At 31.8% G+C, this 12,551-nt stretch carries 9 protein-coding genes and 1 riboswitch; all 9 genes read right to left on the bottom strand.

Going from position 1 to position 12,551, the window contains the following annotated elements; all coding sequences use genetic code 11:
* Positions 1 to 704: 704 nt before the first annotated feature.
* Positions 705 to 1,439 carry a hypothetical protein gene (locus tag WY13_RS03460; protein WP_063554317.1) on the bottom strand — a complete coding sequence of 245 codons (735 nt, stop codon included), beginning with the start codon at positions 1,437 to 1,439 and terminating at the stop codon, positions 705 to 707.
* A gap of 276 nt (positions 1,440 to 1,715) precedes the next feature.
* On the bottom strand, positions 1,716 to 2,282 hold the full coding sequence (locus tag WY13_RS03455; RefSeq protein WP_063554316.1) for a recombinase family protein: 567 nt from the start codon (positions 2,280 to 2,282) through the stop codon (positions 1,716 to 1,718).
* Positions 2,283 to 3,134: 852 nt separating this feature from the next.
* Positions 3,135 to 4,106, bottom strand: a complete 972-nt coding sequence (locus tag WY13_RS03450) for a tyrosine-type recombinase/integrase (protein ID WP_063554315.1) — start codon at positions 4,104 to 4,106, stop codon at positions 3,135 to 3,137.
* A 144-nt stretch (positions 4,107 to 4,250) separates the two neighbouring features.
* Positions 4,251 to 5,783, bottom strand: coding sequence for a glutamine-hydrolyzing GMP synthase (gene guaA, locus WY13_RS03445; protein WP_063554314.1), 1,533 nt, complete (start codon positions 5,781 to 5,783; stop codon positions 4,251 to 4,253).
* Between the two features lie 91 nt (positions 5,784 to 5,874).
* Positions 5,875 to 7,329: an IMP dehydrogenase gene (guaB, locus tag WY13_RS03440; RefSeq protein ID WP_063554313.1), complete on the bottom strand. Its 1,455-nt coding sequence runs from the start codon at positions 7,327 to 7,329 to the stop codon at positions 5,875 to 5,877.
* 113 nt (positions 7,330 to 7,442) lie between these two features.
* Positions 7,443 to 7,540, bottom strand: a riboswitch (purine riboswitch).
* A gap of 253 nt (positions 7,541 to 7,793) precedes the next feature.
* Positions 7,794 to 9,428: a chaperonin GroEL gene (gene groL, locus WY13_RS03435; RefSeq protein WP_063554312.1), complete on the bottom strand. Its 1,635-nt coding sequence runs from the start codon at positions 9,426 to 9,428 to the stop codon at positions 7,794 to 7,796.
* 62 nt (positions 9,429 to 9,490) lie between these two features.
* A complete protein-coding gene (groES, locus tag WY13_RS03430; protein WP_013240324.1) occupies positions 9,491 to 9,775 on the bottom strand; it encodes a co-chaperone GroES in 285 nt (94 codons plus the stop codon).
* A gap of 335 nt (positions 9,776 to 10,110) precedes the next feature.
* Positions 10,111 to 10,827 carry a TVP38/TMEM64 family protein gene (locus WY13_RS03425; RefSeq protein ID WP_063554311.1) on the bottom strand — a complete coding sequence of 239 codons (717 nt, stop codon included), beginning with the start codon at positions 10,825 to 10,827 and terminating at the stop codon, positions 10,111 to 10,113.
* A gap of 126 nt (positions 10,828 to 10,953) precedes the next feature.
* Positions 10,954 to 12,441 (bottom strand): 4Fe-4S dicluster domain-containing protein, encoded by a 1,488-nt coding sequence (locus tag WY13_RS03420; protein WP_063554310.1) that lies wholly within the window; start codon positions 12,439 to 12,441, stop codon positions 10,954 to 10,956.
* Positions 12,442 to 12,551 lie beyond the last annotated feature (110 nt).

Here is a 12,551-nt window from a genome sequence, read left to right as displayed (position 1 = left end):
ATCCAGAATAGACAGTCATATCTCTGCCAATCATTCTCTTAATACTACTTGGCACTACTGCTACTATTTGCTAGTAAATATACATTATGTAGTATTAATCTAACTTATTACCATTTTACTAATTATTATTTAATTTATCATATACTGTGATACTATGCCACATTATACCATTACTAATATCATATACTATTGTATCCAAGTCATACCACTATGTCCATTTATATTTATTATTTTCCTTTATTTAACTTTTGTTTTACTTTTGATTATATTTTACTTATTTAATAATTGCTGTAATATAACCCAGCCAACGGTGGAACTAGGTATCACTGCCATTGGTCTCACCTATAAACCGTATGCACACTATTTTCAACTCTTGTATAAACAGTATAATCAACGGTACTCATACAAGGAAGGGACTTGTTCAGTTTAAATAAAATAGTCATAAAAATTTTCTAGCAGTTTTTAAAACTTTAAGTAACTTTTCAGTATTATTCCTCACTTTTGACTTTTTAATATCTTTCTGTTACTTAACAATATAAGAAGAAGGTCTATCTATCCTAAATTTGCAATACTTAAACATAATATTTGTATTACGACGTAAAAACGCCCCAAAATTCATTTATGAATAATGCGGTGCTTAAGGATTACTATTCGATTTTCTTGATTAGATCTACATATAAGAATAGTGTAAAACAATTAACAAATTAACTTTGTACTAATTCATCAATTCTACATAGTCTTGCTTTTACTTGATTGATCTGATACTTTTTCCCTTCTTCTTGTGTTTCATAGGGAAGAGCTATACGAAATTCATTTTGTTCGTTAAAGAATAAATTCTTACGAAACATTGTCTTATAAAAATTTGAATCATCTATGTATAATTTACTCATTTTCCCATTGTTTAAAGTTACAGTAAACTCTGCATAATATCTTGATTTTTTCTTAGGTTCATAAAAATTCGTTACCGATTTACCATAAAACAGGAAATCAATAAAATTCTTAAGAAACTCATTTTGATAAAATATATCATGGCTAAATGCCCTGTTTCTAAAATTATATCGAATATTCTCAAGAAAAGCGTCTTCATCTTCAATTATTAATGCATGCGTATGCTTAGGAAATTGAACCTTTAAATTATACCGCTCCTTATCAGTAATAATTTCACTTTTGGCTCTCTTGATACAAAATACTGGAGTCTTTAAGCAAGGTTTAACAATAAAATCCACAATTTGATTTTGATTTTCTGAAACAGTACCATCATTAGTATCTAGCCTTACTTTTTTATAAAGATTTGAAATTCCACCATCATTGCTATCTGCCATTCCTTTTTTCATTTGCTCTGCTTCTAAATCACGAAAAAATTTGCATGGATTAAAATATATTAATCCTTTTGACATTAGTTCTTGTAGATGAGATTCTTCTCCGTATTTTATAAACATTTTTCCACTTCCACCCTTCTATTTTACTATAATAAGGATAATTATAGCATATTCTTATTAAATCTCATTATCCCACTTATAAAGCTCTTTTTTAATTCAATATCAAAACAGCGTATTATTCAATTTTCAAAGAACAATTTTGTCTAACTAATTCGCAATAATTTCACTATCCGTCATAAAATCAATGAATATTATCAGTCAAAAGCTACATTAACTATTACTATTACGTCTTAATTAATTATACAGTAAATAAATATTTCACAAAAGCCAACAGTACTAACTGCTGACTTCCTGTAATTCCTTAATCCTTCTACAGAGTGTCGCTTTTGCAATACCAGTTACTTCACATATCTTTCTGATTGACATTGCTTTATCCTTGTATAACTGTAGAGCATATTCCATCTGTTTACCTCCAGTTTTTGGTCTGCCCATCTTTACACCTTTAGAAATAGCAACCTGTCTGCCCTCATTACACCTCTGGATCAACAACCTTCTTTCAAATTGTGCAATACCAGCCATAAGTGTCAGCATTAACTCTCCTGTAGGACTTCCAGTATCTAACCAGTTTTCATTTAAGGACTTTATATAACAGCCTTTCTTAGTAATCTGCTCCACAAGGTTAAGCATATCGGCAGTGCTTCTGGATACTCTGGTGAGTTCCTTTACTATAACCGTATCTCCTTCTTCTAATTCTGACAATAATCTCTGTAACTCTGGTCTATCTATTTTAGTTCCTGTTATCTTTTCCTGATATATCTTTTCACAGCCAATTTCCTGTAAAGCCAGTATCTGTCTATCTAAATTCTGGTCTATCGTTGAGACCCTTGCATATCCTCTAAACATTTTTAATTCCTCCTGCTATCAATCTTTATCTATGTATTATCACTTGACTTCTGATTATAAACTTGTAAAATCGGGTAATGTCTGTGTTCCGAGTGAAATAGTTTATCTACCTTGATATTACAATAAAAAAAACTGTAACATGAAAGTAAGTAAACTATCTTATAACCTTAAAAATCGGTATAAAGCCTTGCGACCTCGTTTCAATACCCCTCTTGTTTACTGCTACTGCAACATTAACTCAAACGTATATATACTTGTCCATATGCTCGCCAATGCCTACCTGTGACTACGTTATTTAAACATATCACACCAAGTAACCTCCGTACCTTTAATGGCTGTACTCGCCTTACACAGAACCACCGAAGAAGGGTACAGTGTTTATGTCCTGTAGTTGATTTATTTGCAGCGGCTCAACTGACCTACTGGATTGTTTATAGTTATTCCAGTGCCTTATAACTGACCTATACCCTTCAATGTAATCATTAAAAAAGGGTATAAGAAACCAAGCCTTTACAAATCCCATTTTTTGAAATATACTTTACGTATGGATTGTTGGAATTGTTAAGGTTTAATTTAACAATATTCAATTTTATTTAAAGTCATCTACTTCGAATAGGTGGCTTTTTAATTTTCTCTATCCCAAATCATTTCTTTTATACTTAATGCCTCCCACCCCATATATTTTCTTAAATGATTTACACTGTTGATTATTGTTTTTAACTCGTAATAGCTTGGACATTCAGAAAACTTCTTATACTTACCTGTTTTCCATTCCTTATAAAAATCACCAAATGCCCAATCAATATAAACATCAAAGTTATCAATTAAATGATCTATAATAATCCACTCCTTTTATTTCTTCTTGCCTTGTGTAGACTTAAAGATACTTTCTCTTTTGTTAACCTTCGGTGCTATATCATCAATAATACCGACCATATCTGTAGTCTTAGCATTATAATATCTGTTTAGTTCTTTCATTGTGCTGTGTCCTGTTATCTTCTGTAATATCAACGGACTAACATTCTGGTTAACAGCATTAGTTATGAATGTATGACGGAATAAATGTAATGAATACTTTTCAACTCCTTTTTTATCGCAATATACCTTTATACATTTCTGTAGTGTACTTTGAGCCATTAATTCACCATAAACTGAAGGAAATAAATAATCGTCTCCATCACCTCTTCTAAATTCTAAATACTCCGTTAACACTTCTGACAATGAATTACTTATAGGCAAATATCTTGCTTTCTTATTCTTTGTAGCATTTACAGTTATACTCCTATTTAATAAATCAACCCCTTTAACTCTCAATTCTCTTAACTCTCTTGCTCTAATTCCTGTACTAGCAAGTGTCCATAATATTGTCCACGTTCTAATACTGGTGAAATCTCTTTTCTTAGGTTTTTCTAACAGCCTATTCAATTCTTCTAGTGTATAAATTTCTTTGAATGTTTCTTGATACTTAACAACTGGTATTTCAAAGTCATCCAGTATATATCTTTTCTTTATACCAAACTTTATTATTGGACTAATATTCCTTAGATAACTATTAATTGTTATACCATTAGTTAACTTCTTCACCTCCTGTATGTATAAAATGTATTCTTCTAATGTCCTTTCTGTAATATCACAGCATAACGTATCTTCTCCTAAAAATTCCATAAAATATTTATTGTGGTGCTTATAACTTCTTAGTGTATATTCGCTCCTGCCTTTTATTTTTATTGACAACATGAATTCCTCGTACAATTCTTTATAAGTCTTTTTTATCTCTGATTTTTGCTTGAATAATTGTCCCCCTTTGATGTCACCTTTTCGCATATACAAATCACCTCCTAAAATACTGCAAAAAACAGAAAAAAGTAACTAAGATATTTCTATCCTAATTACTTTTCATTAACTGAATTATTCTGTTATAAATCTACTGCAACACCTTGCAAATACTAACTTAACAGCATATAACTGCTATTCCCACTCAATAGTAGCTGGAGGCTTAGAAGTTACGTCGTAAACAATTCTGTTTACTCCTTTAACTTCGTTAACTATCCTTCTACTTACCTTATCCAAAACATCATAAGGTATTCTTGCCCAATCCGAAGTCATAGCATCACTGGATACTACAGCCCTTAGTGCAACTGTGTAGCAGTATGTTCTTTCATCACCCATTACTCCAACAGAACGTATATTAGGAAGGCAAGCAAAATACTGCCATATCTTTTCATCCAGTCCTGCATTTGCTATTTCTTCTCTAAATATAGCATCTGCCTCTCTTGTTATTGCAAGCTTTTCTTCAGTAATTTCTCCAAGTACCCTTATAGCAAGCCCTGGTCCTGGAAAAGGCTGTCTCCAAACCAATTTATGAGGAATTCCAAGTTCTTCTCCCACAGCTCTAACTTCATCTTTAAACAATTCTCTAAGAGGTTCTATGAGTTCAAAATCCATGTCTTCTGGAAGTCCGCCTACATTATGATGGCTCTTTATAGTTGCAGAGGTTCCAAGACCACTCTCAACTACATCTGGGTATATAGTGCCTTGAACTAGGAAGCTTATATCTCCTAATTTTCTAGCCTCCTCTTCAAATACCCTTATAAACTCTTCTCCTATTATCTTTCTCTTCTTTTCAGGGTCCGATACACCGTTTAATTTTCCTAAAAATCTATCTTTGGCATTTACTCTTATAAAGTTCATGTCAAATTGCTTTTTAAATACATGTTCTACCTGATCGCCTTCATCTTTTCTCAAAAGGCCATGATCTACAAATATACAGGTAAGCTGCTTCCCTACAGCCTTATGTACAAGAACTGCTGCCACAGAAGAATCAACTCCACCAGACATAGCACATATTACCTTCTTATTTCCTACTTTCTCTTTTATTAATTTTATCTTTTCATCTGCAAAGGAAGACATAGACCAATCTCCCTTTAAATTACATACCTTAAATAAGAAGTTAGAAAGCATTTGTTTTCCAAAAGGTGTGTGTTCAACTTCAGGATGGAATTGAACTCCGTATATTTTTTTATCAGTGTTTTCTATTGCTGCAACAGGACATCCATTAGTCTTTGCTATTACTTTAAATCCTTTTGGAGGTTCTGATACAACATCTGTATGACTCATCCATGAGATTTGATTTTTATCTATATTAGAAAATAAAGTACTATTTGCATCAAGTTCTATCTTTGTCTTTCCATATTCCCTTACTTCTGCACTTTTAACTTTTCCGCCTAATATATTGCATATAAGTTGATGTCCATAGCATATACCTAAAATAGGTACTCCCAATTTAAATATCTCTTCACTTATTCTAGGAGCATTTTCACCATATACGCTATTTGGTCCACCTGTAAATATTATTCCGTTAGGTTTTTTTTCCTTTATCTTATCTATAGAGCAAGTATAGGGAAGTATTTCGCAGTATACATTATTTTCTCTAACTCTTCTTGCTATGAGTTGATTATATTGTCCGCCAAAATCAACTACAACGACCATCTCTTTTTCCATGAACTTCCTCCTAACCAATTATAGAAAATCATTTTATATTAAACATTACAAATACAATTATATTATAAAAACTTCTATTAGACTATAATTTTTACTGTCTAACACTGTAATTTGGAGCTTCTTTAGTCATGGAAATATCATGTGGATGACTTTCTCTAAGTCCTGCTGAAGATTGAACTACAAAAGTAGCTTTTTCATATAAATCATTTAAAGTAGATGACCCTAAATATCCCATTCCTGAACGTATTCCTCCTAAAAGTTGGAATACAGTATCCGCTACAGATCCTTTATAAGGAACCCTTCCTTCTACACCTTCTGGAACTAATTTTTTATTTCCTTCCTGAAAATATCTATCTTTACTACCACAAGCCATTGCACTTAGAGAACCCATTCCTCTATAAACTTTATAACTTCTTCCCTTATATATTTCAGTTTCACCTGGTGCTTCTTCGCAGCCTGCAAACATCGATCCCATCATAACTACTTTTGCTCCAGCAGCTAATGCCTTTACTATATCTCCTGAATATTTTATTCCCCCATCTGCAATAACCGGTATGCCGTATTTATTGGCTTCCTCTACACAGTCCATTACTGCAGTAAGCTGTGGAACTCCTACTCCTGCTACTACTCTAGTAGTACATATAGATCCAGGTCCAATACCTACCTTAATTGCGTCTGCACCAGCTTCAATTAAATCTTTAGCAGCTTCTGCTGTTGCAATATTTCCTGCAATAATTTGTGCCTTTGGATATTTTTCTTTTATAGTTTTTACTGCATCTAAAACTCCCTTAGAATGTCCGTGAGCTGTATCAACATTTAAAACATCAACTCCTACTTGTACAAGAGCATCTACTCTTTCCATCATATCTTTTGTAACTCCTACAGAAGCACCGCATAAAAGCCTTCCCCTAGAATCTTTAGCACTATTTGGAAATTTCTTTACTTTTTCTATATCTTTTATGGTTATAAGTCCTCTTAAATTATTATCCTTATCTACTAAAGGTAATTTTTCTATTTTACTTGTTTTTAATATTTCTTTAGCTTCTTCTATAGTAGTATCTTCTGGAGCTGTTATAAGTTTTTCTCTTGTCATAACCTCGGAAATCTTCTTATCATAGTTTGTTTCAAAAACTATATCTCTGTTAGTAATTATACCAACTAATTTTCCTTCTACGGTTATAGGTACTCCAGATATTCTATACTTACTCATAAGGCTAAGGGCATCATTTATGCTATTATCAGGTGAAAGGAAGAAAGGATCTGTTATTACTCCATTTTCCTGTCTTTTTACCTTGTCTACTTCCATAGCCTGTTCTTCTATAGTCATATTTTTATGTATTATGCCTATGCCGCCTTCTCTTGCCATAGCAATAGCCATTTTTGAGTCTGTAACAGTATCCATTCCTGCACTCATAAGAGGTATGTTTAACTTTATAGTCTTAGTTAGATTAGTAGCTAAAGAAACTTCCCTAGGTAAGACCTCTGATTTGTTTGGTACTAAAAGTACATCATCGAAAGTGTATGCTTTTTTTAAAATTTTTGCCAATTAAAATCACTCCTAAATTATAATATAATATATTTCTACTTAATTATTTTTGATAAAATTTAATAAAAAAGCCATATTAAATTCACATATATATGCGAAATTAATATGACTTGTACCATAATAATTCCGCTCATAGTCAGAAATTTACGGCTTCCGGTAGATACTCCCTTCCTTATTGAGGGTATATATGAGCTGGACAAAAGATATTCACTTTTTACAAATTTTAATGAATTTCTATCTCTTTTAATAACTATTTACACTATTTTATTCAATTTTTTTCTTTTTGTCAATGAAAAGTTCCTCATATATTTAAAAAAGTTCTAAATTATATTATAGATTCCCCTTTAGGTACTCTATATATACATGCATTTAAAAAACTTTCTATTATACTGCTTAATATAAAAATTAAACCCCGCATTTACATAATGCTAGGGTTCAATTTTTCATTTATATTTGCTTTTAAATTAATACATTCCTTCCATTCCGCCCATTCCTGGTGCTCCTGGTGCTGGACCTGCAGGTGCTTTTTCTGGAATATCTGCAACTGCTGATTCTGTAGTTAAGAATGTAGCTGCTACGGATGCTGCATTTTGAAGTGCTGATCTTGTAACCTTAGTTGGGTCTACTATACCCTTTTCTACCATGTTTACATATTCGCCCTTTAATGCATCATATCCAACGCCAACTTCACTATTTTTAACTTTTTCGATTATTACTGATCCTTCAACGCCGGCATTGCTTGATATCTGTCTAATTGGTTCTTCTAATGATTTTCTTATTATGTCTATACCAACTTTTACATCTGGTATATCTGAAGTTAATTTTTCAACTTCTGGAATTGCATTTATATAAGCAGTTCCGCCTCCTGGTACCATACCTTCTTCAACACCTGCTTTTGTAGCCGCAAGTGCATCTTCTATTCTTAATTTTTTCTCTTTTAATTCAGTTTCAGTTGCTGCTCCAACTTTTACTACAGCTACTCCACCTGCAAGTTTTGCAAGTCTTTCTTGAAGTTTTTCTTTATCAAAATCTGAAGTAGTTTCTTCTATTTGAACCTTAATCTGTGATACTCTATCTGCTATAGCTTTTTTATCTCCTCGTCCATTTACTATAGTAGTATTTTCTTTGTCTATCTTTACAGATTCAGCTCTTCCTAAATCCTCTAATTCAGTTTCTTTTAAATCTCTTCCTAATTCTTCTGATATTACCTGTCCTCCAGTAAGTATTGCTATATCCTGAAGCATTTCTTTTCTTCTATCACCAAATCCAGGTGCTTTTACTGCTACACAAGTAAATGTTCCTCTTAACTTATTTACAACTAAAGTTGCAAGTGCTTCTCCTTCTACATCTTCAGCTATTATAAGTAATTTCTTTCCTTGTTGAACTATTTTCTCAAGTAATGGTAATATGTCTTGAATATTTGATATCTTCTTGTCTGTTATTAAGATATATGGATCTTCTATTGCAGCTTCCATTTTTTCTGAATCAGTAACCATATATGGACTTAAATAACCTCTGTCAAACTGCATACCTTCAACTACGTCTAATTCAGTCCCCATAGTTTTTGATTCTTCAACAGTTATGACACCTTCGTTGCCTACCTTTTCCATGGCATCAGCTATTAATTTACCTATTTCTTCATCAGAAGCTGATATAGCTGCAATTCTTGCTATATCTTCTTTTCCTTTTACAGTTGTTGAAATTTTCTTTATTTCTTCTACAGCCTTATCTACAGCTATCTTTATGCCTTGTCTTATAAGCATTGGATTTGCTCCAGCTGTAACATTTTTTAATCCTTCTCTTATTATTGCTTGAGCAAGTAAAGTAGCTGTAGTTGTTCCATCTCCTGCTACATCATTTGTCTTTGTAGCAACTTCTTTTACAAGCTGTGCTCCCATATTTTCATATGGATCTTCTAATTCTATTTCCTTTGCTATTGTAACACCATCATTTGTGATAAGTGGTGAACCAAATTTCTTGTCAAGTACTACATTTCTTCCCTTAGGTCCAAGTGTAACTTTTACTGCATTTGCTAACTTATTTACGCCTTCTTGCATTGATTTTCTTGCATCTTCACCGAATAAAATACTTTTTGCCATAAAAAACCCTCCTTACAACTAACTGTTATATAGATACTTATTTTTCTTTCTCAATTAATTAACTACTCAATTATAGCTAATATGTCATCTTGTTTTAAAATAGTGTACTCTTGTGCATCTATTTTTACTTCATTTCCAGCATATTTGGAGAATAATACTTTATCTCCTACTTTTACTTCCATTTTAACTTCTTTTCCATCTACTGTTCCACCAATTCCTACTGCCACAACTTCTGCTTCTTGTGGTTTTTCTTTAGCACTTCCTGGTAAAACAATACCGCTTTTTGTAGTTTCCTCAGCTTCTAATTTTTTAATTACAACTCTGTCTCCAAGTGGTCTAATTTTCATCTAAACCCCTCCTTAAAAATATTTTAAATGTATTTAAAATTAGTTTTTAGCTTTCATTGTTAGCACTCATTAATTATGAGTGCTAATACAATTATTATAATAATGAATAGCATTTATATTTTCAAATTTAAATTTACCAGTTATTAACCTATTTTACAGTAAAAATATTGATTATACTTTAATTATGTAGCTATTTCGCCTTATTACTATTAATTTCATATATATATTTATATACAAATTCTTTATATGTAAAACCATACCTATTATTATTTTCCAATTAGGCCTTATGTATACAGAATATTTAAAATTTATTAAAAAAGCGATAAACAATACAATTAAAGTTGTTTATCGCTTTCTGAAGTTTTATTTTTTGTTATCTTAACTAATATCTTTTCTCCTTTTAACACCCCTATTACAAATAAAAGTGTCATTGTAATTCCTATTAATATAAGAACTATTTTATTTCCAGTATATATTTTTGATCCAAAATAGGCTGAAATAATTATTCCAGGCAGCCTTCCTAAAGTGGAATAAAGTATAAAATGTTTAAAGCTAATGTTCGATATTCCACATATATAAGCTAGAACATCCTTAGGTATTCCTGGAATTAAATATAACAAAAACACTATAAAATTTATACTGCCCAAGTTCAACATTTTATGAAAAAATTTCAAATCTTTGTCAGATATTATTTTGTTTACAAGCGGCTTCCCATAAATTCTAGATATACTATAAGCTGCCATGCTGCCAAAAGTTATGCCTAAAATTGATATGATACTTCCAAACAACGTTCCATATATATATCCTCCTGCAATTTGGACAATCTCTCCAGGTATAAAAAAAGCAACTACCTGCAAAAATTGAATAAATAGAAATACTACTACTCCATATTTGCCATAGGACATAATCCAATCCTTTATTTTATTTGGATCTCTAAATATATACATGTATTTATTATAATATTCATATGCAGCTACAATTAATATAAACAATATAATTGCTAGCACTATATAAGATTTATATTTTTTTAATATTATTTTTAATTTTTTCAATCTATATCACCTAGTTTAATATAATTAGTATTCATTGTATTCAATTAGCTCTGTTATATACTTTAAATCTTATCATAATTTTTTGTATAATTTATTAAATTTTACTTAACAATATGAATATAGATTTTATCTTTCAAGATCTACATCTTTAAATTCTTCAAGTTTTTCATTAGAAAGCACGGATTTTTTATCAGATTGTTTACTAAATTTAATCAATTGTCCTCTAGCTTTCATAGAAGAAATCATAGTAGCCGGTCCCCCAATACATCCACCTTCACACATCATTCCCTCTATAAAATTACCCGGAAGTCTCCCAATTTTAGCCGAAGTCATGGCTTTTTTTATCTCATCTTTTCCACTTACCTTTACAGGATCAAATTGAATATCTATTTTCTCTTCTCCTATATAATTTTCTATAGCTGCTGTAAGACCTCCATCTTGTGCAAATCCTCTTCCATACACGGAGGCATCATCTACCGGTATATCTTCACAATTTTCTGGATCAACATCAAAAGCATCAAACAAGGCCGCTATTTCTTCAAAAGTCACAGCATAGTCTACTGCTTCTTTTATTGATTCTTTAGTTATCTCGGACTTTTTGGCAGTGCAAGGTCCTACAAAAACTACTACAGCATTTTTATTCTGATTTTTAATCGCCCTTGCTGCTGCAATCATTGGTGAAACCGTGCCTGATATTTTTGCTACTTCACTTGGAAATTCCTTTTCAATATAACCCATGAATCCAGGACAGCATGAATTTGTCATATACTTATCGCCATTTTTCATTCTTTCTACAAATTCATTGCTTTCATTTACAGTTACTGCATCAGCCCCACAAGCTGCTTCCAACATATCTTCAAATCCTACTTTTTTAAATGCATCTTTTACCTGACCTACTGTAACTTTGCATCCAAACTGTCCTGTTATAGCAGGCGCTGCTACTGCATACACTTTATTCTTACCCATAAGTGCCTTAGTTACCTCAGAAATATAGCTTCTATCTGATACAGCTCCAAATGGACATGCCGCCATGCAGGCACCACAATTAATGCACTTTTCTTTTTCTATCATTGCCATCCTGTTTTTTGAGTCTATTTCCAAGGCTCCAGTTGGGCAAGACTTTTTACAAGGCCTCATTACTTCTGCAATGGCATTATAAGGACATACTTTTTTGCACATACCGCACTCTTTGCAAATATCTTGATTTATATGAGCCCTTCCATCTACCTTGGATATTGCTTTTGCCGGACACACTTCCATGCATTTATGTTGGATACATCCCCTGCAAGCCTCTGTCACATGATATTTATATATAGGACATTTATCACAGGCAGCTGAAAGAACATACATTATATGTTCTCTATCTACAATTTTCTTTAGATCCAATGTAGTATTATATGTTGGAACAAATCCTGAAGCCAAAAGAGCCCTTTCATATACAACAGCCCTTTCTTTATACACACAGCATCTATACTCTTCTTTATCACCGAAAATTATTTTATAGGGTATTTTTTTCAACTCTTTTTCAGTTAATTTATTTTCCCTTGCTAAAGAAGAAACCTCCTTTAGCACCAAATACTTTAGTTTTTTTAAGGGTGTTTCAAAATCTTTCATCTTATGTTTTCCTCCTGATACACTTTATAAACTGTTTATTTTATTATAACAGTTTTAAATATAAAATGTAACAGTAGGTGTAACACATTTTATCATGCAATTTGTTCTTA

The organism is Clostridium ljungdahlii, from assembly GCF_001636845.1.
GTDB lineage: Bacteria > Bacillota > Clostridia > Clostridiales > Clostridiaceae > Clostridium_B > Clostridium_B ljungdahlii_A.
The sequence above is the reverse complement of the archived record's forward strand: the minus strand, read 5'-3'. Positions and strand labels throughout refer to the sequence as shown.

Bases quoted from the DNA above. Each gene is read 5' to 3' on its own strand.
- WY13_RS03450 (WP_063554315.1), bottom strand. From the start codon at position 4,106: ATGCGAAAAGGTGACATCAAAGGGGGACAATTATTCAAGCAAAAATCA.
- groES (WP_013240324.1), bottom strand. From the start codon at position 9,775: ATGAAAATTAGACCACTTGGAGACAGAGTTGTAATTAAAAAATTAGAA.
- WY13_RS03455 (WP_063554316.1), bottom strand. From the start codon at position 2,282: ATGTTTAGAGGATATGCAAGGGTCTCAACGATAGACCAGAATTTAGAT.
- guaA (WP_063554314.1), bottom strand. From the start codon at position 5,783: ATGGAAAAAGAGATGGTCGTTGTAGTTGATTTTGGCGGACAATATAAT.
- WY13_RS03460 (WP_063554317.1), bottom strand. From the start codon at position 1,439: ATGTTTATAAAATACGGAGAAGAATCTCATCTACAAGAACTAATGTCA.
- WY13_RS03420 (WP_063554310.1), bottom strand. From the start codon at position 12,441: ATGAAAGATTTTGAAACACCCTTAAAAAAACTAAAGTATTTGGTGCTA.
- groL (WP_063554312.1), bottom strand. From the start codon at position 9,428: ATGGCAAAAAGTATTTTATTCGGTGAAGATGCAAGAAAATCAATGCAA.